The sequence below is a fragment of the Cellulomonas sp. P22 genome (assembly GCF_044392165.1).
The window spans coordinates 327,101-351,606 of record NZ_JBISBW010000006.1; the positions used below are offsets into that span (position 1 = coordinate 327,101).

Below are 24,506 nucleotides of genomic sequence, written 5' to 3' on the forward strand. Positions count from 1 at the left end.
GCCCGATGCCCTCGACCCCGACCGTGACCCTCGGTCCCCTGCGCACCGCCGACCTGCCCGACGTCGGCCGGTTCCTGCACGCCCATCTCAACTCGCGGCTGTCCGCCCGGCAGTGGGCCGAGAGCCTGCTGCCCACGTGGGAGACCGACGAGGAGGATCACGGCTTCCTGCTCCGAGCAGACGGTGACGTCGTGGGCGTCTACGGCGCCTTCTACTCCCAGCGGCGGGTCGACGGGCGCACCGAGCGCTACTGCAACCTCGCCGCCTGGTGCGTCCTCGAGGGGCACCGCGCGCACGGCCTGCGGCTCCTGCGGGCGATGCTCGCCCAGCCGGGCTACACCTTCACCGACCTGTCGCCCAGCGGCAGCGTCGTGCCGGTCAACGAGCGGCTCGGCTTCGTGCGGCTCGACACGAGCGGCTCGCTCGTCGTCCACCTGCCGTGGTCGGCCGGCGGCCGGGTGCTGACCGACCCGGCGCGCATCCAGGTCACGCTCGGGGAGCGCGACCGGCAGATCCACCGCGACCACGCCCGGGCCGCCGCCGCTCGGCACGTGGTGGTCGTGGCGGGAGGCAGCTCCTGCTACGTCGTCTTCCGGCGCGTGCGGCGCAAGGGGTTGCCGCTGTTCGCGCGGGTGCTCTACGTCAGCGACCCGGCGGCGTTCGGCGCGGTCGCGGGGCGGTTCCGCCGGCACCTGCTGTGGCGGCACGGGATCGTCTTCTCGATCGACGAGCGGCGGCTGACCGGGGATCCGCCGTGGCACGCCGTGGCCCTGCGATCGCCGCGGCCGGCCATGGTGCGTGGCGCGGGCGCGGGCGCCGCCGAGGTCGACTACCTCTACAGCGAGCTGACCTGCGTGCCGTGGTGACCGGGTGAGTTCGTCCGACGATCGACCGTTTGGTCCCGTTTTTCCTGAATCAACCCGTACGTCCCCACTACAGTGCCCGCATGAGGGTATCCGTGCACCAGGTCGTCGAAGACGGCGCCGGCCGGGACGGCGACCGTCCCGCACTGACGTACAAGAACGACACGCTCACGTACGCGCAGCTCTGGGCGTCGGTGCTCGGTACCGCGCGCGGGCTGCGCGGGCTCGGGCTCACCCGGGGTGACCGGGTGGTCGTCTTCCTCGAGAAGCGGCTCGAGACCGTGCAGGCGCTGTTCGGCACGTCGGCCGCGGGCGGGGCGTTCGTCCCGGTGAACCCGCTGCTGCGGCCTCAGCAGGTGGGGCACGTGCTGCGCGACTGCGGCGGTCGGGTGCTCGTCACCTCGGCCGACCGGCTCGACCTGCTGGGTGACGAGCTCGCAGGCTGCGAGGACGTCGAGCACGTGGTCGTCGTCGACGCCAAGGGTGAGGTGCACGCCCCGGCCGGTGCGCGCTACGCCGTGCACCGCTGGGAGGACCTGCCCGCGGGTGACGCGCCCGCCATCGGGATCGACCTGGACCTCGCGGCCGTGCTCTACACCTCGGGCTCCACGGGCAGCCCCAAGGGTGTCGTGCTCAGCCACCGCAACCTCGTCGTCGGCGCCGAGAGCGTGAGCCAGTACCTGCGCCTCACCGCCGACGACGTGATCCTCTCGGTGCTCCCGCTGAGCTTCGACGCGGGGCTCAGCCAGCTGACCACCGGGTTCGCCGTCGGCGCGCACGTGGTGCTGATGAACTACCTGCTGCCCGCCGACGTCCCACGCATCTGCGCGCGGCACGGCGTCACGGCGCTCACGTGCGTCCCGCCGCTGTGGATCCAGATCGCCGACCTCGACTGGCCCGAGGAGTCGACACGCTCCATGCGCTGCTTCGCCAACACCGGCGGCCGCATGCCCAAGACGGTGCTCGACCGGCTCCGCGGCCTGTTCCCGCAGGCCGCGCCGTTCCTCATGTACGGGCTGACCGAGGCGTTCCGCTCGACCTACCTCGACCCTGCCGAGATCGACCGACGCCCCGACTCGATCGGCCGCGCGATCCCCAACGCGGAGATCCTCGTGCTGCGCCCGGACGGCACCCCGTGCGACCCGGGCGAGGAGGGTGAGCTGGTGCACCGCGGCGCGCTGGTCGCGCTCGGCTACTGGGGTGATGCGGAACGCACCGCCGAGCGGTTCCGTCCGCTGCCGGACCCGCTCGGGGCGTGGCGCGTGCCCGAGACGGTCGTCTGGTCGGGGGACACGGTGGTGGCCGACGAGGAGGGCTTCCTGTACTTCGTCGGTCGCACCGACGAGATGATCAAGACCTCGGGCTACCGGGTGAGCCCCGTCGAGGTCGAGGAGGTCGCGTACGCCACCGGGCTCGTGCGGGACGCGGTCGCGATCGGGATGCCCGATGCGCGGCTCGGCCAGCACATCCTGCTCGTGGCGAGCGCCCCGGGCGGTGCGACGCTCGACGCCGACGAGGTCCTCGCGGCGATGCGCCGCCGGCTGCCGGCCTACATGGTCCCGAGGTCGGTCGTCGTGCGTGAGCACATCCCGCGCTCGCCCAACGGCAAGTTCGACCGGGCGCTGCTGCGGGCGGAGCTCGCGTCGTGACCGCGCTCGCCACCGCCGAGACGTTCGCGACCGTCGACGGGCAGCTCTGCGTGGGCGGTGTGCCGCTCGAGCGGCTCGCGGCCCGCGTCGGGAGCACCCCGTTCTTCGCGTACGACCGGGACCTCGTCACCGCCCGGGTGCAGCGCCTGCGCGCGGCGCTGACCCCGCGGATCAGCCTCGGCTACGCCGTGAAGGCCAACCCGATGCCCGCCGTCGTGCACCATCTCGCGGGGCTCGTCGACGCGCTCGACGTGGCCTCGTCGGGCGAGATGCGCGTCGCGCTCGACACCCCGATCGGCGGTGACAGCGTGAGCTTCGCGGGCCCCGGCAAGACGGACGCCGAGCTCAGCCAGGCGATCGCGGCCGGCGTGACCATCGAGCTCGAGTCGGCCGGCGAGGCCGCACGGGTCGTCGCGGCCGGTGGGCGGCTCGGCATCCGGCCGCGCGTCGCTGTGCGCGTCAACCCGGACTTCCAGGTCAAGGGATCGGGCATGCGGATGGGCGGCGGCCCGCAGCAGTTCGGGATCGACGCCGAGCAGGTGCCCGCGTTGCTGGCCCGGCTGGGCGGGCAGGACGTCGACGTGCTCGGCTTCCACGTGTTCGCCGGCTCGCAGAACCTCAACGCCGAGATCCTCATGGAGGCGCAGGGCCGCACCGTCGACCTCGTGCTGCAGCTCGCCGAGCACGCGCCCGACCCGGTGCGCTACCTCAACCTCGGCGGCGGTTTCGGTGTCCCGTACTTCGCGCAGGACCGGCCGCTCGACCTCGAGCAGGTCGGTGCGCACCTCGCCGGTCTCGTGGCCGACCGCATCGACCCGGTCCTGCCCGAGGCGAAGGTGGTCATCGAGCTCGGCCGGTACCTGGTGGCCGAGAGCGGGGTGTACGTCACCCGCGTCGTCGACCGCAAGGAGTCACGAGGCCGCACCTACCTGGTCGTCGACGGGGGCATGCACCACCAGCTCGCCGCGTCGGGGAACCTCGGGCAGGTCATCCGGCGCAACTACCCGATCGTCGTCGGCACGCGCGCCGACGCACCCGCCGACGAGACGGTGACGGTCGTCGGCTGCCTGTGCACACCGCTCGACCTGCTCGGTGACGGTGTCACGCTCCCGCGCGCCGACGTGGGCGACCTCGTCGTGCTGTTCCAGGCGGGCGCCTACGGCCTGACCGCGAGTCCCACCGCGTTCCTCGGCCACCCGGCCCCCGTCGAAGTCCTCGTCTGACCCTCCCGCGGTCCGACCCACCCGAAAGGCCCGTCCCATGGCAACCGATCCCACCGTCCTCGACCAGGTGACCGACGTCGTCGTGCGCACCCTCGGCATCCAGGACCGTGCCGCGACGCTCGACGCGTCGACCGCTCTGTTCGGCAGCATGCCCGAGCTCGACTCGCTCGCTGTGCTCGACCTCGTGACCGCCCTTGAGGGCCGCTTCGGCCTGTCGATCGACGACGGCGACATCACCGGTGAGGTGTTCGAGAGCATCGGGTCGCTGGTCGAGTTCGTCGAGGGCGCGACCGCTTCCGGGGCCAGCTGACGCCTCAGGCGAGGACGTCCGACCCCAGCTCGCGACCGGCCGGCGCGCGGACCGAGGTGGTGGTGCCCGCGTCGGCGGCCGACATCGGTGGCGGGTCGGGCGGGTCCTCGCGGTGCAGCCGCGCGAGAGCACCCGCGATGCCGAGCGTCAGGAAGAACGTCCCCATCGTCATGGGGAACGCGAACCCGTCGAAGAATGCGAGGGCGACGGTGCCGGCCGCGATGCCCGCCGTGAGCGACAGCGCGAGGTCGCTCGCCTGCGGGTCGGCCCACCGGTGACGCAGGCGCAGCAGGACGACCATCGCGGTCAGGGGGATCGCGACGAACGCGACGGTCCCCACGAGGCCGCCGCTCACGAGCTGTCCCAGGAACGTGTTGTCGAAGATCCGGTACTTGGGCAGGAACGTGCCCATGCCGCGGCCGAACACCGGGGCGTCCTGGATGAACTGGAGCGCCACGGCGTAGCTGTCGGTCCGCGACGTGATGCTGGGGTCCTCCTTCGCGGTGACGAACATGCTGCGCACCGAGCGGAACAGGGGAGGGATCGCCAGGCACAGCGCCGCACCGCCGATCCCGACCGCGGCGCCGACGCTCCACCGCAGCCGTGGCGGCCAGCCGCACAGCAGCACGAGGAGCGCGACGGCGAGCCCGACGTACGCCGAGCGGGACATCGACAGCGCGAGAGCGAGCCCGATCGTGACCGGGGGGAACCACCGGCGCACCATCCCCAGGCCGGCGGGGTGGAGGGCGCCGTGCAGGGCGAGCGGGAGCAGGATCGTCAGCAGCGCCCCGAACTCGATCGGGTGGGTCGCCGTGCCGGAGATGCGGACCTGACCCGCCCGGAAGAACGCGTCGACACCGCTCACGGCGGTCAGGCCGGGCACGCTGATGCGGTCGACGAGCGGCTGGCGCGTGACGTACTGAGCCAGCCCGACGAGCGCCATCAGCCCCCCCATGAGGGCGAACCGCCGGACCACGACGTCGACGTCGCGCCGGGACGCGAGCCCGTCGTGCGCGGTCAGCACGATGCCGGCCCAGGAGACGACCACGAGCAGCGCGACGTCGGCCGGGCTGATCTCGTCGTGGTCGATGGGGCGGAGCATGGCCACGACGTAGCTGATGCCCGTGCTCACGAGGAAGATCGCGAGCGCCAACCGGATCGGGCGGCGTGACGGCCGCTCGCCGACGGGGCGCCAGAGCTGTGTCAGGAACCACACCAGCGCGCTCGCCAGCCCGAAGAGCATCGACGGCGCGCCCGCGCTCCCCAGGGCGTTGATGACCAGGCGCGACGGGATCGCGAACAGGAGCACGACGTACACGGTCAGCCAGGTGAGGACTCCCGTGCGGTGCACCGCAGCTGGGGGTGGTGTGGGCATCGCTGTGCGGCTACCCGCGCCGACCGACGAACGGTGCGTCGTCTCGTGCCTGCGGGGTCAGCTCGGGTCCGGGGGCGACCGTGCGGGCGACGGTCGGCTCGGGCCGCGGCGGCTGCCCGGTCGGTGCGGTCCGCCGGCCGGTCCCCGACCGGCGCTGCCGTCGCAGCATCAGGCTGTCGAGCCCGACCGCCCCGACGAGCGTGAGCGCGAGACCCACGCCCACCGCGGCGATGAGGGCACGCAGCGTCGCCTTGGTCACGGTGGTGGGCTCGTTGTCCACGGCCAGCGGCATCGACAGGAAGCGTGACGCGGGCGGTGCGGCGACCTGGTCCTGCAGGCTGACGAGCGCCGACGGCACCGTCGCGAGCGCACCGTCCAGGGCCTCCATGACCCTGTCCGCCGTGGGGGCCTCGACCGTCATCATGATGAGGGGCCCGCGCGAGAGGGGGTCCAGCACGACGTCGTACGTCGCGTCCGGGTACTCCTCGGCGAACAGCTCGCGGACGTCGTCGCCCGCGACGTACGCGACCACGAGCGACGCGGGCTGCTCGAGCCCGCCGAGCTGCAGGAGCTGGTTGGAGCCGGGGGTGACCGCGGCGCTCGGCGGCAGGAGCAGCACGCTCCCCGCCGCGCTGTACGTCGGGGGGGCGGCCGTGAACGCGGCGAACCCCAGGCCGGCCGTGACGAGCAGGCCGAGCACCACGACGTACCAGCGTCGCAGCAGGGCCGCGACGAGGGCGGTGATTTCCATGTGCGACCCCGTTCGAGGTTCCTGGTGACCAGCCGCTCGGGTCGGCAGCGGTGGTTCGAGGTTAGTGCCCGGTTGGGGAGTAGATGCCTACGTGTACGGCCTTTCGCCCGCTCCGTCACCATATCTTCACTCTGGTGGTCGAGTCCCGGGCGGGGGTGGCGTGCCAGACTCGGGCGACCACGAAAGGTGCACCGTGTGACGATCTGGGACCTGCTGCAGGCGTGCGTGCGCCGCTGGTACGTGGTGCTCGTCGCGGGTGCCGTCGGTCTCGGCGCGAGCTACGCCGCCATGGGTGTCACCGGGGTGTACTGGTCGCATGCCGAGGTGACCTTCCTCGTGCCGACGAGCGCGATCAACCCCAACGTGCTCAAGACGACCACGAGCGATCTCATCATCACCGCTGGCGTCGTGGCCAAGCGGGTCAACGGCAACATCACGTGGAACCAGATGGCGGACCCGGCCGCGACGATCGTGGGCCAGGGGGTGCGTGACGGCTGGTCCGTCCAGCTTCCCGACCACGGCGGGCAGTGGTCGACCGTGTACTCCCGGCAGGTGCTCGAGGTGCAGGTGAGCGGCCCGACGGCCGAGATCGTGCGCGAGCGGCAGCGCGAGCTCCTCGAGCGCATCGACGCCGAGCTCGCCGAGCTGCAGCAGGGGGTCTACGACTCCGACAAGATCACGACCGCTGTGGTCCCCGCCCGGGCCGCCGTGTACTACATCCACGGCAGCACGGTCCGCGCCCTCGCGATGATCTGGCTGCTGTGCGGGGCGGGTGCCGTCGCGGTGGTGCACGCGACCGAGATCCGGGCCCTGCGCAGGGCCGGGCTGCCCGGGGGCGCCGCGGTGTCAGACGGGTGAGCGTCGGACGGGTGAGTCTCAGACGGGTGAGCGGTGCGCGGACAGCGCCCCGCGGAGCAGCTCCGCGCGGGCGGCACCGACCCGCTCGTACGTGAACCGCGCCGCGGCGGCCCGGGCGGCGGCCGCGTAGGCGTGGCGCGTCGCGACGTCGTCGGCGAGCCGGCGGACGGCAGCGGCGATCTGGTCGGGCGAGCCCGGGTCGACGACGAGCCCGGTGCGCTCGTGCTCGACGAGACGGGCCGCCCCCATCGGTGTCGTGATGACCGGCAGGCCGCACCCGGCGGCCTCGTAGGTGACCTGCGGGCCGCCCTCCTCCCAGGTGGGGAAGACGAACAGGTCTGAGCCGGCGAAGACCGCGCCCGGGTTGTCGGCGTACCCCCACAGCCGGACCCGACCGGACCGGGTGTGCTGCTCGACGAGCCCCGCGACCTCCGCGTCGACCGACCCGACGAGCAGCAGCTCACCGTCGACGTCCGCCGCGGCCCACCCCTCGAGCAGCTCGGGCACCCCCTTGCGCACCCCGATGCGTCCGACGAAGACCGCCCGCACGCCGCTCCCGCGCGCGATGGGGCTCTGCCCCGCGAACCGGTCCGGTCGCCAGCCGAACGTGGTCGGCAGGATCTGGCCCTCCGCGACGCCCAGTGCCAGCAGCGAGCGCTCCACCTCGGGGTTCGACGCGAAGAACCGGTCGTAGAGCCGCAGCTCCTCGGTCTCGCCCTGGATCACCGCGGCGGTGACAGCGTGGGCCGGGGCGAGCCCGAGCCGGGCGTACGCGCCGTCGAGGATCGGTCCGGAGGTGGCGCACGCCGAGTTGATCATCTCCCGGACGGTGAGGATGCCGCGGTCGCGGGCCTCGGCGACGAGCCGCGACGGGGTGCCCGGCCAGAAGTGCGCGACGGTGGTGCGGGGGTCCGCGTCGGCGAGGACGGCCCGGAAGCGGGTCTCGAGGCGGCGCAGGGCCGCGTCCTCGACGGCGCGCCAGGGCAGACGGCCGCCGATGAGGGGGAACGGTTCGCGCACCCGGACGCCCTGCGGGAGCGCCGAGCGGCGCCGTCCGGCGTGGACCTCGGTGCGCACGCCCGCGGCGGCCATGCCCCCGGCGATCTGCGCGCAGCTCTCGGCGGGACCCCGGCCGCTGAACGAGTAGGGGGCGTAGACGAGGCAGCGGACCGCGTCGGTCGCGGCGCTCATCGCACGACCGCCGGCGACCAGGCCTGCGGGATGAAGAGCGTCGGCTGCGCGTCGGCCTGCGCGGCCACGGACCAGACGTCGCTCACCCCGATCTCCCCGTCGCCCTCACGTGCCATGCCGTAGAGGAGCGTCCGGTCGTCGAGCCACTCGATCTGGTCGTCGACGTCGCGCTGCTCGCCCACCACGACCTCGGTGCCGCTCGCCAGGTCGAGCACGCCGATGGACCAGTAGGGGGTGGCGCCCGTGCTGACGTCCTTCTTGAAGGCGATGCGGGTGCCGTCGGGCGACAGCGACGGGCACTCGACGTTCTCCCGGAGCGCGACCAGCGTGCGGTCGGCGAGGCTGCCCCGGACGAGCCACGTCGTGCCCGCCGAGGCCGAGGCGGCGGTCGCGTAGAACGTCGTGTCGTCGACGAACGTGACCCCCCAGATGTTGCGGTCCGCGTTCGTGAAGGGGTTCCCGTCGACGGTCAGCGCGAAGTCCTCGAGGTTGCCCGACGTCGTCCCGTCGGCGTGGTGGACGACGGTCTGGGTCGAGAACCCGATGCTGGCGTAGTCGTGCCCGGTCACGAACGACGTGGTCGCGAGCATCGACCCGTCGGACGACAGGCGGGTGCGGCTCGGGATGCCCGGCAGGGGCCAGGTCTGCACGGGCTGCCAGTCCGCGTCGAGCAGCTGCGCCTCGAACCGGGTCGCGATGCCGCGCACTGTGCGCAGGCACGAGCGGGCGGTCGGTACGGCGTCGACCCGGTCGCACGCGACGGACGTGAAGGCGCGCGGCCCTGCCGGGTCGTCGAGCGCGACCATCGCGACGTGCCCGTACTCGGCGCCGGGCGCGGTGCTGCGAAAGACGACGTGCGCGCCGGCCTCGACCTCGGTGAGGTCGGACTGCGCGACGGGCGCGGCCGAGGCGACCTGGGCCCGCTGCGCACGGAACGCCCTCGTGCCGTACGCGCCCACGCCCACCACGACCAGGAGCACGACGAGCGCGAGGACGCCGACCCGCGGGCTGGGACGCCTCACGGGAGCACCTGGGCGGGAGCGGTGGACCCGGCGGGTTCGGGGTCGGCGGTCTGCGGTGCGTCGAGCCCGCGCACCAGGACCCAGCAGGCCACGACGGCGACCGTCAGCACGCAGGCGGCGACGAGCATCGCATCGCTGCGTCCGACCGCGTACCAGAGCAGCCCGAACCCTGCGGCGGCGAGCATCCGGGCGAGCGCGACGACGGTCTGGGCGGTGCCGATCGCGGTGCCCCGCGCGGACGGGTCCGCGACCTGCCCGACGACCGCGGCCAGCACCCCGTCTGTCGCGGCGTAGAACACCCCGAGGAGCGCCAGCGCGACGAACGTGAGCGCAGCACCGTCCGACGACACCCCCGCGCACAGGTAGGCGGCGACCAGTGCCACGTGCCCGGCGATGAACACGCGCGCCCGCCCGAACCGGTCCGCGAACCGGCCGAGCGGGGTCGCCAGGCACATGTAGGCGACGTTCGTGCCGACGTACAGCAGCGGGAACCACTGGGTCGCGAAGCCGGAGCGGTCCTGCAGCGCGAGGTAGACGAAGCCGTCGCCGACCGTGAGCAGGCCGAGCACGCCGGCGGCGACCATGAGGCGACGCAACGAGGGGGTGACGACAGCCCGCCAGCTGAACGGACGGGCTGCCGGGGCGATCTCGACCGGGCACGTGCAGCCCTTGCAGCTCGGCAGCCCGCGCTGCTCGCGCGTCCGGTGCTTCTCGAGCCAGGCCGCGCGGCGCGGCGGGACGTCGGGCACGAGCAGGCCGAGCACCGCCAGCCCGATCACGGCGCACCCGAACGAGAGCACGAACACGGTGCTGTACCCGCCGGGGACGGCCCACAGGACCGCGAACGCGAGGAGCGGCCCGGTGGCGGCACCGATGGTGTCGAGCGTGCGGTGCACGCCGAACGACCGGCCGAGCGAGCGGGGGTCGGAGCTCGCGGCGATCATCGCGTCGCGGGGTGCGGTGCGGATGCCCTTGCCGACCCGGTCGACCGCGACCAGCGCGGTGACCGTGGCGAAGCCGCCCGCGACCAGCAGCCCGGCGCGGGTCACCGCGGAGAGCCCGTAGCCCGTGAACGCCACCCACTTGGGGTGACCGCCGCGGTCGGCGGCCCATCCGCCCGCGATGCGCACGAGCGCGGTGGCACCCTGCATGAGGCCGTCGATGAACCCGTAGGCGATGGTCGACAGCCCCAGCGCCGCGGTCACGTAGAGCGGCAGGATCGCGGCCACCGACTCCGAGGAGATGTCGGTCAGGAGGCTGACCACGCCGAGCGAGACGACCACCGACGACACCCGCGCTCGCGGGCGCCGACCGCGGGGCGAGCGACCGGCGCGGGCGCCGCGCGGCGCTGGGGCCGTGCCCGCGGGGCGGTCGCGGAGCGAGAGGTACACGTCAGCCCTCGGGCGGTGGGGTGCGGTCCGGGCTCATCACGCGGGCGCGGTCACGGCGGGCTGGCCGCGCAGGCTGCGTCGGGTGATCGCCCGCGGGGTGCTGCGCTCGAGGGCGAAGCGGCGCAGCTCGTCCTCGTCGTCGAGGTCCACGAACCGCCGTCCGGTCGGCGGCTCGGGGTCGGGGCGCGGGGCGGGTGTGCGAGTCGGGGCGGTGGTCCCGTCGAGCGAGTCGAACACCCCCACGTACGCGCTCGACTGCGGCTGCCAGTCGAGCGTCTCGGCGACCCGGCGCCTCGCGCGCAGCGCCATGTCGAGGCGCAGCTCGTCGTCGTCGAGCAGCCGCTCGACCGCGTCCGTGAACGCCAGGACGTCCCCCGAGGGCACGTACAGCACGGTGTCGCCCCCGGACAGGCGCGTCTCGACCAGGTCGAACGCGACCGACGGCACCGCGTAGGCCATGTACTCCATGGTCTTGTTCATGGTCGACACGTCGTTGAGCGGCGTCTGGAGATCGGGCCCCAGCCCCACGTCGGCAGCGCTCAGGTGGTCGGCGATCATGGCCTTGTCCGCCCGGCCGGTGAACTCGACGTAGCCGTCGAGGTCGCGCGCTGTGCACTCCCGGCGCAGGTCGTCGAGGCAGTCGCCGAAGCCCAGCAGCACGGCACGCGTGCCCGTGCGCCCGCGACGGTGCACGAGCTCGTCCATGACCGCGAGGATCTGGTCGACGCCGTCCTGGGGGCCCATGATGCCCAGGTACACCAGCAGGTGGTCGGCCCCCGCCCGCACCGAGGGCGGCGGGTAGACCGGGCGCATCACGCTGGTGTCGGGCCCGCTGCGGACCACCGTGACGTGCTCCGGGGGGAGCCCGCCGCGCGTGATCGCGACCTGCCGGTAGGACTCGTTCGTCGAGATGACGCGGTGCGCGCTGCGGAACGTCATGCGTTCGAGCCATCGCAGGCCCGCGTACTGCGCGCGGGCACCGGGGGTGGTCGGGTGGCCGAACCGGGAGAGGAACAGCTCGGGGTTGAGGTCGTGGTGATCGAAGACGAACCGGACCCGCCGCAGCCGCCAGAGCAGCGCGAGGAGCCAGTAGGTGTCCGGCGGGTTGCACGCCTGGATGACGTCGAACCCGCGCTCCCTGCGCACCACCGTCGAGAGCCACGCTGTGCGCAGCCACGAGTAGACGAACTCCACGACGAAGCCCAGGAGCCCTCGCGCCTCGGGCGCCGGTGCGTACTTGTAGATCGCGACGCCGTCGATCTCCTGTCGCGCTTCGTCGCCCGGGCCCTTCGGGCAGATCACGCTGACCTGGTACCCGGCCGCGGTGAGGGCCTGGCACTCGAGCCAGACCCGCCGGTCGAGCGGCACCGGGAGGTTCTGCACGATGATCAGCACCCGCCTGGCCGGTGAGCGGCTCATCGGTCGGCGCTCGGTGCTGCGGGCGACGTGTGCCCCGACGCGGGGGCGCTGGCTGCGGTGCGGGCGAGGGTCGGGAGCACGTCAGGTCACCTTGCTGTCGCAGGCCCCTTGCGCACGGCGGCGCAAAGCGGGACAAAAGGGCAAGAAGCGGGACGCATCACGGTAGCGGGTCGGGGGCGCCCCGGACAGGCCCTTGTCCGCATCGTGGTGGTTTTCACCCTGATGGTCGCCGGGCCCCGAACGGCGGCCTGTCAGCCGTCGCCCGTAGAATGCCGACGCACCCCGGGTCCCGCTGGACTCGGGGCACTCGTGCTGCCGTGTCGCTGCGGGCCGCGACGCCGACGCGTCGCGCCCGCGTCAGGCCCGAAGGGAACCATGGACCTCACCGGAATCCTGCCCGCCTTCCTCGCCGACCCGGGTGCCGCGCGTGCGCTCGAGCTCGTGCGCGGACGCGGCGAGGTCGACGTCGTCGGTCCCGCCGGCATCCGCCCCCCGCTGCTCGCCGCGCTCGCGGGCGCCCACCCCGCGGGCACCGCGCCCGGCACGGACCGTCCCCGCCCGCTCGTGGTCGTCACCGCGACCGGCCGGGACGCCGACGAGCTCGCCGCCGCGCTGCGCTGCTACCTCCCCGACGACGACGTCGCGGTGCTGCCCGCCTGGGAGACGCTGCCGCACGAGCGGCTCTCGCCCCGCAGCGACACGGTCGCCCGCCGGCTCGCTGTCTTCCGTCGTCTCGCGCACCCCAGCACCGAGCTGGGGCTCGCGGGGCCGATCCGCGTGCTCGTGGTCCCGGTGCGGGCGCTCCTGCAGCCCGTCGTCGCGGGCCTCGGCGAGCTCGAGCCCGTCTCGCTGGCCGTCGGCGACCGCGCCGACCTGGCCGACGTCGCGGACCGCCTCGGCGCCGCGGCCTACCAGCGCGTCGACATGGTCGAGAAGCGCGGCGAGTTCGCTGTGCGCGGCGGCATCCTCGACGTGTTCCCGCCCACCGAGGACCACCCGTTGCGCCTCGAGTTCTGGGGCGAGGACGTCGAGGAGATCCGCTGGTTCTCGGTCGCCGACCAGCGCAGCCTCGAGGTCGCCTCGCACGGGCTGTGGGCCCCGCCGTGCCGGGAGATCCTGCTGACCGACGCGGTGCGCGAGCGGGCCGCCTCGCTCGTGGAGCAGTTCCCCGCGGCCGCCGAGATGCTCGACAAGCTCGCCGGGGGAGTCGCGGTCGAGGGCATGGAGTCGCTCGCCCCGGTGCTGGTCGACGAGATGGTGCCCGTGCTCGACCTGGTGCCCGACGACTCGCTGCTCGTGCTCGCCGACCCCGAGCGTGTACGCCGCCGCGCGCACGACCTCGCGGCCACGACCGAGGAGTTCCTCGCGGCCGCGTGGACGTCGGCCGCGGCGGGCGCGCAGACCCCGCTCGACCTCTCGGCGGCCTCGTTCGCGACGTTCGCCGAGATCCGTGCGCTCGCCGCGGTGCGCGGGCTCGGCTGGTGGACGCTCAGCCCGTTCACGCTCGACGCTGACGCGGCGGCGGGTGTCGAGGGTGCGGCGCCCGGCCCCGCGCTCGTGGACCCCGACGCGGCCGAGACGATCGTGGTCCCGGCCCGCGAGGTCGAGCGCTACCGGGGCGACGTGGCGCGCGCCATCGCGCACCTGCGCGAGCACCAGCGCGCCGGGTGGCGGCTCGTGCTCGCCACCGAGGGGCACGGCCCCGCCCAGCGGATGACCGAACAGCTCCGGGCGGCCGACGTGCCGGCGCGGCTCGTCGCCTCGATCACCGCCGAGCCCGAGCCGGGCGTCGTGCTCGTGGTGCCCGCCCCCGCCGGACCCGGCTTCGTGTGCGAGGAACTCGGCCTCGCTGTGCTCTCCGAGTCCGACCTGACGGGCCGGGCGGGTTCCTCGACCCGGGACATGCGGCGGATGCCGAGCCGGCGGCGCAACACCGTCGACCCGCTCCAGCTGCGCCCGGGCGACTTCGTGGTGCACGAGCAGCACGGCGTGGGCCGGTTCGTCGAGCTCGTGCAGCGCACGCTCGGCACGGGGGCCAACGCGGCGACCCGCGAGTACCTGGTCATCGAGTACGCCGCGAGCAAGCGCGGCCAGCCGGGCGACCGGCTCTACGTGCCCACGGACCAGCTCGACCAGGTGACCAGGTACGTGGGCGGCGAGGCCCCGAGCCTGAACAAGATGGGCGGCGGGGACTGGGCCAAGACCAAGAGCCGGGCGCGCAAGGCGGTCAAGGAGATCGCCGCCGAGCTGATCCGGCTGTACTCGGCGCGCATGGCGACCTCGGGGCACGCGTTCGGGCCCGACACACCCTGGCAGCGCGAGCTCGAGGACTCGTTCGCGTACGTCGAGACGCCCGACCAGCTCGTGACGATCGACGAGGTCAAGGCCGACATGGAGAAGCCGGTGCCGATGGACCGCCTGGTCTGCGGCGACGTCGGCTACGGCAAGACCGAGATCGCCGTGCGCGCGGCGTTCAAGGCCGTGCAGGACGGCAAGCAGGTCGCTGTGCTGGTCCCGACCACGCTGCTCGTGCAGCAGCACCTCGACACGTTCGCCGAGCGGTACGCGCCCTACCCCGTGACCGTCAAGGCGCTCTCGCGCTTCCAGACGGCGGCCGAGAGCAAGGAGGTCGTCGACGGCCTCGCGGACGGCACCGTCGACGTGGTGATCGGCACGCACCGGCTCATCACGGGCGACGTGCGGTTCAAGGACCTGGGTCTGGTCATCATCGACGAGGAGCAGCGCTTCGGGGTCGAGCACAAGGAGACCCTCAAGGCGCTGCGGACCGACGTGGACGTGCTCGCGATGAGCGCGACCCCGATCCCGCGCACGCTCGAGATGGCCGTGACCGGCATCCGGGAGATGTCGACCCTCGCGACCCCGCCCGAGGAGCGCCACCCGGTGCTCACGTTCGTGGGTCCGTACGAGGAGAAGCAGATCACCGCGGCGATCCGGCGCGAGCTGCTGCGCGAGGGCCAGGTCTTCTACGTGCACAACAAGGTCGACTCGATCGAGCGCACCGCCTCGCGGCTCGCCGAGCTCGTGCCCGAGGCCCGCATCGCTGTCGCCCACGGCAAGATGAACGAGCACCAGCTCGAGCAGGTGATCGTCGACTTCTGGGACAAGCGGTTCGACGTGCTGGTCTGCACCACGATCGTCGAGACGGGTCTCGACATCTCGAACGCCAACACGCTGATCCTCGAGCGCGCGGACCTGCTGGGCCTCTCGCAGCTGCACCAGCTGCGCGGCCGGGTCGGCCGTGGGCGCGAACGGGCGTACGCGTACTTCCTGTACCCGCCCGAGCGCCCGCTCACCGAGACCGCGCACGACCGGCTGCAGACGATCGCCGCGAACACCGACCTCGGTGCGGGCATGGCGGTGGCCATGAAGGACCTCGAGATCCGCGGTGCGGGCAACCTGCTGGGTGGCGAGCAGTCCGGGCACATCGAGGGGGTCGGCTTCGACCTGTACATCCGCATGGTCGGCGAGGCCGTGGCGAACTTCCGCGGCGAGGTCGCGGAGGAGGCGCCCGACGTCACGATCGAGCTCCCGGTCGACGCGCACCTGCCGCACGACTACATCGCGCACGAGCGGCTGCGGCTCGAGGCATACCGCAAGATCGCGACCGCCGCCGACTCGGCGGGCCTGTCCGAGGTGCGCGCCGAGCTCGTGGACCGCTACGGCCCGCTGCCCGAGGCGGTCGCGAACCTGTTCGAGGTCGCGGACTTCCGCACGCACGCCCGCGCGGCCGGGCTCGCGGACGTCACTGCGCAGGGCAAGTTCGTGCGGTTCGCGCCGGTCGAGCTGCCCGAGTCGGCGCAGCTGCGGCTCAAGCGTCTGTACCCGGGCACCGTGCTCAAGCCGACCGTGCGCACGATCCTGGTGCCGTTCCCCACGACCGCGCGTATCGGCGGGCGTCCCCTGCACGGGGCCGAGGTGCTCGCGTGGGCGCGTCAGCTCATCGACGCGGTGGTGCTCGGTGACGTGTCGGCCGCGTCGGCGGTGGGCACGGGTGGGGGATCGGGCCGGGGATCGGGCAGGTAGCACGGCGACCCGCCACGGGCCGGTGCCGTGCAGGTGTCCAGGTCCCGGGTGCGGAGCGCCTACGATGAGCGCGTTCGGAGTGCGACGACGCAGGAGGTCTCTGGTGACGGTGAAGGTTCCCCGATCGGTCGGGCCGCGTCGAGCGGTGGCAGGTGCGGGCGTCCTGGCTGTCGCGGCGCTGCTGGGCGCGTGCACCGGGCAGCCCGGTGCCGCGGCGGTGGTCGACGGCACCGCGATCTCGACCGCCGAGGTGCAGACCGCCTCGACCGAGCTCGGTCCGTACTTCGACGGCGCCACGCCGACCAACGTCCTCGCGGTGCTGCTCCAGGCCCCGGTCGTGGAGAAGCTCGCGGCGGAGAACGGCGTCGGGGTCTCGAAAGACGAGGCGCAGGCCGCGCTCGACACGCAGGCGCAGGCGATCGGCCGTGACGTCGAGACGTTCTCCGACACGGCGCTCTCCGTGGTGCGCTACTCGCTCGCCGTGACCGACCTGCAGGCCCTGCCCGACGCCGCGGACATCGTGACCGAGCTGACCGAGCAGGTCGCGGCCCAGGACATCCAGGTCAACCCCCGGTACGGAGATCTCGGCGCGGACAACATGCTCGGCGCGCCGAGCTTCCCGTGGATCGTCACGACCCCGGCGGGATGAGCGCCGCGGCGCAGCGGCCCGGCGAGGGTGTGCGCGCCCTCGTCGAGGTCATGGACCGGCTGAGGTCCCCGGGCGGCTGCCCGTGGGACGCCGCCCAGACCCACGCCTCGCTCGTGCCGTACGCGATCGAGGAGGCGTACGAGGTCGCCGAGGCGGTCGAGACGGACGACCGGGCGGGTCTGCGCGAGGAGCTGGGCGACCTGCTGCTGCAGGTCGTCTTCCACGCGCGGGTCGCGCAGGAGGACGCCGACGACCCGTTCGACCTGGACGACGTGGCCGCGGAGGTCACCGCCAAGCTCGTGCGCCGGCACCCGCACGTGTTCGCGGACGACGCGGAGCACACGGGCGACCTCGAGGACCTGCACGTGCAGTGGGACCGCATCAAGGCCCACGAGAAGCAGCGTGCGTCGGTGCTCGACGGCATCCCGCTCGCGCTCGGGGCGCTCGGCCGGGCCCAGAAGGTCGTCTCACGCGCGCAGCGCGCCGGACGTGGCGACCTGGTGCCGCGCCGCGGCGACGGGTCGCTCGGCGAGCGGCTGCTGGCCCTGGTGGTCGAGGCGCACGAGACCGGGGTCGACACCGAGCAGGAGCTGCGTGCCGCGACCCGCGAGCTCGAGGCCAGGGTGCGAGACGCGGAGACGCGACCACCCGAGGAGTGAGCAGGATCGTCTCACCAGACGAGCGGGGAGGTCCCGGACTCGGGTCCAAGGTCCGGGGTCGTGGCGGCCCGCTCTGGTGAGGATGGACGCCGGTGCCGCCGGCTCCGTCCCGCACGGCCGCGCACGGCGCGGCACACGCACCGCACCAGAAGGCAACAGGAGGGGTCAGTCATGAGGATCGGCGTCCCACGGGAGTCGCGCCCGGGCGAGAGGCTCGTCGCCGCGACACCGAAGACCGTGGCCCAGCTGAGCAAGCTCGGCTACGAGGTCCTCGTCGAGCAGGGCGCAGGCGCCGCGGCGAACTTCGCCGACACGGCGTACGCGGAGGCCGGTGCGAGCATCGCCGACGCGGCCGAGGTCTGGGCGTGCGACGTCGTCACGTCGGTCGACGCCCCGACCTCCGAGCAGATCGCGGCGCTGCAGACCGGCACCACCGTCGTGTCGATGATGTCGCCCGCGTCGCGGCCCGAGCTGGTCGAGGCGCTCGCCGCCCGCGGCGTCAACGCGCTCGCGCTCGACGCGGTGCCGCGCATCTCCCGTGCGCAGTCGCTCGACGTGCTCTCGACCATGTCGAACGTCGCCGGGTACCGCGCGGTCATCGAGGCTGCCGAGGAGTACGGCGGCATGTTCACCGGGCAGGTCACGGCCGCCGGCAAGACCGCGCCCGCGAACGTCTTCGTGATCGGCGCCGGCGTCGCGGGGCTCGCGGCGATCGGTGCCGCGGGCAGCCTCGGCGCGCAGGTGCGCGCGTTCGACGTGCGGCCCGAGGTCGGCGAGCAGATCGAGTCGATGGGCGCGCAGTTCGTCCAGGCGCAGACCGCCCAGCAGGAGGTCAGCACCGACGGCTACGCGAGCGCCCTCACGGCCGAGCAGGAGGAGCTCACGGCGCGCATGTACGCCGAGGAGACCCGCAAGGCCGACATCGTCATCACCACGGCGCTGGTGCGGGGCAAGGCCCCCACGACCATCACCGCGGCCATGGTCGCGGCCATGAAGCCCGGCTCGGTCGTCGTCGACCTCGCCGCGTCGGGCGGCGGCAACTGCGAGCTCACCGTCCCCGGCGAGCGTGTCGTGACCGAGAACGGCGTCGTGGTCCTCGGGTACACCGACCTCACGAGCCGCATGGCGCAGCACACCTCGCAGCTGTTCGGCACGAACATCGTGCACCTCATGGCGCTGCTGACCCCCGAGAAGGACGGCCGGCTCGTCCTCGACCTCGAGGACGTCGTCCAGCGCGGGATGACGGTCGCGAGCGGCGGTGAGGTCCTGTGGCCGCCGCCGCCCGTCCAGGTCTCGGCCGCACCGGCCGCGAGCGCCGCCCCGGTCGAGGCGCCGACCCCGGTCGACCCGGCCGAGGTCGCGCGCGCCGCGCAGGCCCGCTCGCAGCGTCGCCTGCTGCTCGGCGGGCTCGGCGCGGTGCTCCTCGCTTTCGGGCTGAGCTTCTCGCCCGCGGCGTTCCTCGGGCACTTCACCGTGTTCGCCCTCGCCGTGGTCATCGGCTACTACGTCATCTCGAACGTGAGCCACTCGCTGCACACGCCGCTCATGGCCCAGACGAACGCGATCTCCGGGATCATCCTCGTCGGCGCGCTGCTGCAGATCGGTTCCGACAGCTGGGTCGTCTCGGCGCTGGCGTTCGTCGCCGCGGCCGTGGCCAGCATCAACATCTTCGGTGGGTTCCTGGTCGCGTACCGCATGATCGGGATGTTCAGGAAGGACGCCTGACATGCTGACATCGCTCGCACAGGCCGTGTACCTCGTCGCGGCCGTCCTGTTCATCCTCTCGCTCGCGGGGCTGTCCAAGCCCGAGAGCGCCCGGCGCGGCAGCACGCTCGGCATGGTCGGCATGGGCCTGGCCCTGCTGGCCACGGTGCTGCTCGCGGCCGACGCGTCCGAGCGGAACGTGCTCGTCACGCTGCTGCTCATCGCGCTCGTCTTCCTCATCGGCGCGTCCGTCGGCACGTGGCAGGCGCGCAAGGTCGAGATGACGCAGATGCCCGAGATGATCGCGATGCTGCACAGCTTCGTGGGTCTCGCGGCCGTGCTGGTGGGCTTCAACTCCTACCTGACCGAGGCCCCCGACACCGTCCACCTGGTCGAGGTGTTCCTCGGCGTCTTCATCGGCGCCATCACGTTCACCGGGTCGATCGTCGCCTACCTCAAGCTGTCGGCGAAGATCTCCTCGTCCCCGCTCATGCTGCCCGCGCGCAACCTGCTCAACCTCGTCGCGGTGGTCGCGTCGGTGGGTCTCATGGTCTGGTTCGTCGCGGGCGCCGGTCTCGTGCCGCTCGTCGCGATGACTGTGATCGCGCTGCTCGTGGGCTGGCACCTCGTCGCCTCGATCGGCGGCGGGGACATGCCCGTGGTCGTCTCGATGCTCAACTCGTACTCGGGCTGGGCCGCCGCGGCGGCGGGCTTCATGCTGAGCAACGACCTGCTCATCGTCACGGGTGCGCTCGTCGGGTCGTCCGGTGCGATCCTCAGCTGGATCATGTGCAAGGCCATGAACCGCTCGTTCGTCTCGGTGATCCTGGGCGGCTTCGGTGCCGAGGGTGGCACCGTCGTCGCGTCGGACAAGGACTACGGCGAGCACCGCGAGGTCACCGCGGCCGAGGTCGCGGAGATGCTGAAGTCCGCCCGTTCGGTCATCGTGACCCCCGGCTACGGCATGGCCGTGGCGAAGGCGCAGTACCCGGTCGCCGACCTGGTCCAGCGCCTGCGGGCCCAGGGGACGACCGTGCGGTTCGGCGTGCATCCCGTCGCCGGGCGTCTGCCCGGGCACATGAACGTGCTGCTCGCCGAGGCCAAGGTGCCCTACGACGTGGTCCTCGAGATGGACGAGATCAACGACGACTTCGCGGACACCGACGTGGTGCTCGTGATCGGCGCCAACGACACGGTCAACCCCGCCGCGCTCGACGACCCGAGCTCGCCGATCGCGGGCATGCCGGTGCTCGAGGTGTGGGGATCGCGCCAGGTCGTCGTGTTCAAGCGGTCGATGGCCACGGGCTACGCCGGCGTGCAGAACCCGCTGTTCTTCCGGGACAACACCGCGATGCTCTTCGGCGACGCCAAGGCGCAGGTCGAGAACATCATCCAGGCGCTCTGAACCGCACGCACGCGACAGGCCCCGGGGATCCGTCCCCGGGGCCTGTCGCGTGCGTGCCGTCGTCCAGCGGCCGAAGGTCCTGCCGCACCGAGTGGCGCGCGCCACTAGGCTGGGTTCGCAACCCCACCTTTCGTCGAAGGAGCCACCATGGCCAGCATTGAGGCCGTCGGAGCCAGGGAGATCCTGGACTCGCGCGGAAACCCCACCGTGGAGGTCGAGGTCGCTCTCGACGACGGCACCATCGCCCGCGCGGGCGTGCCCTCGGGCGCGTCCACCGGAGCGTTCGAGGCCGTCGAGCGTCGTGACGGCGACACGGGCCGTTACCTGGGCAAGGGCGTCGAGAACGCCGTCAACGCGGTGATCGACGAGATCGCCCCCGAGCTCATCGGCTTCGAGGCCTCCGAGCAGCGCCTGGTCGACCAGGCCCTGATCGACCTCGACGGCACGCCCAACAAGGGCAAGCTCGGCGCGAACGCGATCCTGGGCGTCTCGCTCGCGGTCGCCAAGGCCGCGGCCGACTCGGCCGACCTGCCGCTGTTCCGCTACGTCGGCGGCCCGAACGCGCACGTCCTGCCCGTGCCGATGATGAACATCCTCAACGGTGGGTCGCACGCCGACTCCAACGTCGACATCCAGGAGTTCATGGTCGCGCCGATCGGTGCCACGACGTTCCGTGAGGCCCTGCGCACCGGCGCCGAGGTCTACCACTCCCTCAAGTCCGTGCTGAAGAGCAAGGGCCTGAGCACGGGTCTGGGCGACGAGGGCGGCTTCGCCCCCAATCTGCCGAGCAACCGTGACGCGCTCGACCTGATCCTCGTCGCGATCGAGAAGGCCGGCTTCGTGCCCGGCAAGGACGTGGGCCTCGCGCTCGACGTCGCCGCGACCGAGTTCTTCAAGGACGGTGCCTACCAGTTCGAGGGTCGGGCGTTCACGTCCGCCGAGATGATCGAGTACTACGAGGGTCTCGTCCGCGACTACCCCCTGGTCTCGATCGAGGACCCGCTGTCCGAGGACGAGTGGGACGGCTGGGCCGGCCTCATGAGCGTCGTGGGCGACCGCGTCCAGATCGTCGGCGACGACCTGTTCGTCACCAACCCGGTGCGTCTGGCCAAGGGCATCGAGCTCAAGGCCGCGAACTCGCTGCTGGTCAAGCTCAACCAGATCGGCACGCTCACCGAGACGCTCGACGCGGTCGAGCTGGCGCAGCGCAACGGCTTCACGACGATGACCTCGCACCGTTCGGGTGAGACCGAGGACACGACGATCGCCGACCTGTCCGTCGCGACCAACGCCGGTCAGATCAAGACGGGCGCCCCGGCCCGTGGCGAGCGCATCAACAAGTACAACCAGCTGCTCCGCATCGAGGAGGAGCTGGACGACGCCGGCCGTTACGCCGGCGCCGGCGCGTTCCCGCGCTGGAAGCAGGTCTGAGCACGTCCCTCTCCTGAGGGGTCTGGAGGCCGGTGACCGTCATGGTCGCCGGCCTCCGGCGCGTCCGGGCGCCGAGACCCACGGGGGGCTCCTGCGCGCCATCGGGGCTCGCGCGGGGCACAATCGTCGCGTGCCGTCCTCCCGCCGCCCCGCCGCCCCGCGCCCTGGCGCCGGTGGCCCGCGCACCGGGGGCACGCCGCGGGTGAGCAGCCCGCGGACGGGGGGCACGCCCCGGGTGGGTGCGGCGCCCCGGGCGACAGCGCGCGCGACGGGTGCGGGTGCACCGCGCACATCGGCCTCGCGCCCGGCGTCGGCCCGGCCGGCGAGTCGCACGGGTGGCACACCGGCGCGCGGGGTCCCGCGTGCCGAGCAGGTGCAGGTGCGCGTCCCGCGCCTGTTCACCGCACGCGTCATGGTCCTGGGCGTCGTCCTCATGATCGCCTTCGTGCTCGTGTTCCCGACGCTGCGCAGCTACCTCACGCAGCGCGTCGAGCTCGAGCAGCTCAACGCGCAGGTCGAGGACGCCCGGGCCCGCAACGAGGAGCTGACAGCGGCCGTGGCCCGCTGGTCGGACGACGCGTACGTGATCGCGCAGGCCCGCGAACGGCTCGCGTTCGTGCTGCCCGGGGAGACGGCCTACCGGGTCGAGGACCCCGAGAACGCGCCGTCGACCACTGCAGCGCCGGACACCGACGTGCCGGACACCGACGTGCCGGGCGCGACCGACGGGGCCGGGTCGGCCACAGGCACACCCTGGTACGCCGCGGTCTGGGACTCGGTGCGCATCGCGGACGGGGCCGATGCCGAGGCCGAGCCCGATGCCGGGTCGCCGGAGACCGCCCCCGCGGACGTCCCCGCCCCCTGAGCTCGCGGCGGCCCGTCGCACAGCCGAGCTGCGGGAGAATGGCTCCGTCCGGATCAGCTCCGGACCCCCGTGACACCGATCCGCGGACCCCCGCGGCCAGACCCCGAACGGACGTGCTGTGAGCGAGATCCCCGTGGCGAGGACCGACGACCCGGTCGTGAGCGAGCACGACCTCGAGGTGCTCGCCGAGCAGCTCGGTCGTCCGCCGCGTGGTGTCGTGGGGGTCGCCGCGCGCTGCGTGTGCGGGCGTCCGCTCGTGGTGCGCACCGCGCCCCGGCTCGACGACGGCACGCCGTTCCCCACGACCTTCTACCTCACGTGCCCGCCCGCCGTGGGCGCCGTGAGCACGCTCGAGGCGAGCGGCCTGATGAAGGAGCTCACGGCCCGTCTGCAGGAGGACGAGGAGCTCGCGGCCGCGTACCGGCGGGCCCATGAGGTGTATCTCACGCAGCGCGAGGCGCTGGGCCACGTCGAGGAGATCGCGGGGATCAGCGCCGGTGGCATGCCGACCCGGGTCAAGTGCCTCCACGTGCTGGTGGGGCACGCCCTCGCCGCGGGTCCGGGCGTCAACCCGATCGGTGACGAGGCCCTCGTGCTGCTGCGCGACGCGTGGCGTCCGGACCGCTGCAGCTGCTGAGCCGCGGACCGTGCCTCGGCGCGGGGATGGAAGGATGACCGGCATGACGCGTGTGGCTGCCATCGACTGCGGGACCAACTCGATCCGACTGCTCGTCGCGGACGTGGACCCGGCCGAGGGCACGCTGGTCGACCTCGACCGGCGGATGGAGGTCGTGCGGCTCGGTCAGGGTGTGGACCGCACCGGGCGCATCGCCCCCGAGGCCCTCGAGCGCACGCTCGACGCGGCCCGCCGGTACGCGGCCGTGTGCGTCGACCTGGGCGTGGAGCGCATCCGGTTCGTGGCGACGAGCGCATCGCGCGACGCCGAGAACCGCGCCGACTTCGTCGAGGGGGTGCGTGCGGCGCTCGGGGTCGACCCCGAGGTGATCGGTGGCGAGGAGGAGGCCGCGCTGTCGTTCCGGGGGGCGACGGGCGTGCTCGCGGCCCGGCACCCCGGGCCGTTCGTGGTGGTCGACCTGGGTGGTGGCTCGACCGAGGTCGTGCTGGGCGCACAGACGCCCGAGGCGGCGTTCTCGATGGACGTGGGGTGCGTGCGGCTGACCGAACGGCACCTGCGTTCCGACCCGCCGACCGCCGACGAGGTCGCGGCGGCGCGGGCCGACGTCGCGGCTGCTCTCGACGAGGCGGCAGAGGTGGTGCCGCTGGGCAAGGCCGTCACGCTCGTGGGGCTCGCGGGCTCGGTCACGACGGTCACGGCGCACGCGCTGGGCCTCGCGGCGTACGACCCGTCGCGCATCGACGGTGCGGTGCTGCCCGTCGAGCAGGTGCTCGCGGCGTGCGACGACCTGGTCGCGCGGGACCGCGAGCAGCGGGCGTCGCTCGGCTTCATGCACATGGGGCGGGTCGACGTGATCGCCGCGGGGGCGCTCGTGTGGCACGACGTGGTCGAGCGTGTGCGCGACGCGGTGCGGGCCGAGGGACGCGAGCTGGCCGAGGTCGTCACCTCGGAGCACGACATCCTCGACGGGATCGCCTGGAGCATCGCCTGACGGGACGGGCAGCCCGTCCGTCCGCCGTCGTCCCTCGATCACCGCACGTCCCTCGCGCTGCCGTACGCC

20 protein-coding genes are annotated in these 24,506 nt (G+C 73.1%); 14 read left to right on the plus strand and 6 right to left on the minus strand.

What is annotated here, in order from left to right:
* The first annotated feature begins 5 nt into the window (after window positions 1–5).
* The 4 genes from ACGIF2_RS08110 to ACGIF2_RS08125 all read left to right on the plus strand — a co-directional run bounded on the left by ACGIF2_RS08110 (window position 6) and on the right by ACGIF2_RS08125 (window position 4,045).
* Complete coding sequence (locus ACGIF2_RS08110; protein ID WP_396045344.1) at window positions 6–866, plus strand: GNAT family N-acetyltransferase; 861 nt, start codon at window positions 6–8, stop codon at window positions 864–866.
* Window positions 867–946: 80 nt separating this feature from the next.
* Window positions 947–2,512, plus strand: a complete 1,566-nt coding sequence (locus ACGIF2_RS08115) for an acyl-CoA ligase (AMP-forming), exosortase A system-associated (protein ID WP_396045346.1) — start codon at window positions 947–949, stop codon at window positions 2,510–2,512.
* A complete protein-coding gene (locus ACGIF2_RS08120; RefSeq protein ID WP_396045348.1) occupies window positions 2,509–3,735 on the plus strand; it encodes a pyridoxal-dependent decarboxylase, exosortase A system-associated in 1,227 nt (408 codons plus the stop codon). Before ACGIF2_RS08115 ends, ACGIF2_RS08120 begins: the two co-directional genes overlap by 4 nt.
* A 37-nt stretch (window positions 3,736–3,772) precedes the next feature.
* The gene (locus ACGIF2_RS08125; protein WP_396045350.1) at window positions 3,773–4,045 is read left to right on the plus strand and encodes an acyl carrier protein; all 273 of its coding nucleotides are present in this window, start codon (window positions 3,773–3,775) and stop codon (window positions 4,043–4,045) included.
* 4 nt (window positions 4,046–4,049) lie between these two features.
* Here the strand turns inward: ACGIF2_RS08125 and ACGIF2_RS08130 are convergent, their stop codons facing one another.
* A complete protein-coding gene (locus tag ACGIF2_RS08130; RefSeq protein ID WP_396045352.1) occupies window positions 4,050–5,420 on the minus strand; it encodes an O-antigen ligase family protein in 1,371 nt (456 codons plus the stop codon).
* Window positions 5,421–5,430: 10 nt separating this feature from the next.
* Entirely contained in the window at window positions 5,431–6,171 is a 741-nt protein-coding gene (locus tag ACGIF2_RS08135) for a hypothetical protein (protein ID WP_396045354.1), read from the minus strand.
* A 195-nt stretch (window positions 6,172–6,366) separates the two neighbouring features.
* Between ACGIF2_RS08135 and ACGIF2_RS08140 the strand changes: the two genes are divergently transcribed.
* Window positions 6,367–7,029, plus strand: a complete 663-nt coding sequence (locus tag ACGIF2_RS08140) for a hypothetical protein (RefSeq protein WP_396045356.1) — start codon at window positions 6,367–6,369, stop codon at window positions 7,027–7,029.
* A gap of 18 nt (window positions 7,030–7,047) precedes the next feature.
* Here the strand turns inward: ACGIF2_RS08140 and ACGIF2_RS08145 are convergent, their stop codons facing one another.
* The 4 genes from ACGIF2_RS08145 to ACGIF2_RS08160 all read right to left on the minus strand — a co-directional run bounded on the left by ACGIF2_RS08145 (window position 7,048) and on the right by ACGIF2_RS08160 (window position 12,052).
* Window positions 7,048–8,220 (minus strand): glycosyltransferase family 4 protein, encoded by a 1,173-nt coding sequence (locus tag ACGIF2_RS08145; RefSeq protein ID WP_396045358.1) that lies wholly within the window; start codon window positions 8,218–8,220, stop codon window positions 7,048–7,050.
* On the minus strand, window positions 8,217–9,242 hold the full coding sequence (locus tag ACGIF2_RS08150; RefSeq protein ID WP_396045360.1) for a hypothetical protein: 1,026 nt from the start codon (window positions 9,240–9,242) through the stop codon (window positions 8,217–8,219). The genes ACGIF2_RS08145 and ACGIF2_RS08150 overlap by 4 nt, the downstream gene beginning before the upstream one ends.
* Complete coding sequence (locus ACGIF2_RS08155) at window positions 9,239–10,525, minus strand: MFS transporter (RefSeq protein WP_396045362.1); 1,287 nt, start codon at window positions 10,523–10,525, stop codon at window positions 9,239–9,241. Before ACGIF2_RS08155 ends, ACGIF2_RS08150 begins: the two co-directional genes overlap by 4 nt.
* A gap of 144 nt (window positions 10,526–10,669) precedes the next feature.
* Window positions 10,670–12,052 (minus strand): glycosyltransferase family 4 protein, encoded by a 1,383-nt coding sequence (locus tag ACGIF2_RS08160; RefSeq protein ID WP_396045364.1) that lies wholly within the window; start codon window positions 12,050–12,052, stop codon window positions 10,670–10,672.
* A 375-nt stretch (window positions 12,053–12,427) separates the two neighbouring features.
* Between ACGIF2_RS08160 and mfd the strand changes: the two genes are divergently transcribed.
* The 9 genes from mfd (at window position 12,428) to ACGIF2_RS08205 (ending at window position 24,437) form a co-directional block, all read left to right on the plus strand.
* Complete coding sequence (gene mfd, locus ACGIF2_RS08165; RefSeq protein WP_396045366.1) at window positions 12,428–16,096, plus strand: transcription-repair coupling factor; 3,669 nt, start codon at window positions 12,428–12,430, stop codon at window positions 16,094–16,096.
* A 103-nt stretch (window positions 16,097–16,199) separates the two neighbouring features.
* Window positions 16,200–16,745, plus strand: a complete 546-nt coding sequence (locus ACGIF2_RS08170; RefSeq protein ID WP_396045368.1) for a hypothetical protein — start codon at window positions 16,200–16,202, stop codon at window positions 16,743–16,745.
* Window positions 16,742–17,404: a MazG family protein gene (locus ACGIF2_RS08175; RefSeq protein ID WP_396045370.1), complete on the plus strand. Its 663-nt coding sequence runs from the start codon at window positions 16,742–16,744 to the stop codon at window positions 17,402–17,404. The genes ACGIF2_RS08170 and ACGIF2_RS08175 overlap by 4 nt, the downstream gene beginning before the upstream one ends.
* Before the next feature lie 171 nt (window positions 17,405–17,575).
* Complete coding sequence (locus tag ACGIF2_RS08180) at window positions 17,576–19,129, plus strand: Re/Si-specific NAD(P)(+) transhydrogenase subunit alpha (RefSeq protein WP_396045372.1); 1,554 nt, start codon at window positions 17,576–17,578, stop codon at window positions 19,127–19,129.
* Between the two features lies 1 nt (window position 19,130).
* On the plus strand, window positions 19,131–20,513 hold the full coding sequence (gene pntB, locus ACGIF2_RS08185) for a Re/Si-specific NAD(P)(+) transhydrogenase subunit beta (protein WP_396045374.1): 1,383 nt from the start codon (window positions 19,131–19,133) through the stop codon (window positions 20,511–20,513).
* A gap of 147 nt (window positions 20,514–20,660) precedes the next feature.
* Window positions 20,661–21,944, plus strand: coding sequence for a phosphopyruvate hydratase (gene eno, locus ACGIF2_RS08190; protein ID WP_396045376.1), 1,284 nt, complete (start codon window positions 20,661–20,663; stop codon window positions 21,942–21,944).
* 379 nt (window positions 21,945–22,323) lie between these two features.
* Window positions 22,324–22,809 carry a septum formation initiator family protein gene (locus ACGIF2_RS08195; RefSeq protein WP_396045378.1) on the plus strand — a complete coding sequence of 162 codons (486 nt, stop codon included), beginning with the start codon at window positions 22,324–22,326 and terminating at the stop codon, window positions 22,807–22,809.
* Between the two features lie 118 nt (window positions 22,810–22,927).
* Window positions 22,928–23,446, plus strand: coding sequence for a DUF501 domain-containing protein (locus ACGIF2_RS08200; RefSeq protein ID WP_396045380.1), 519 nt, complete (start codon window positions 22,928–22,930; stop codon window positions 23,444–23,446).
* 43 nt (window positions 23,447–23,489) lie between these two features.
* Complete coding sequence (locus tag ACGIF2_RS08205; protein ID WP_396045382.1) at window positions 23,490–24,437, plus strand: exopolyphosphatase; 948 nt, start codon at window positions 23,490–23,492, stop codon at window positions 24,435–24,437.
* The last annotated feature ends 69 nt before the right edge of the window (window positions 24,438–24,506 follow it).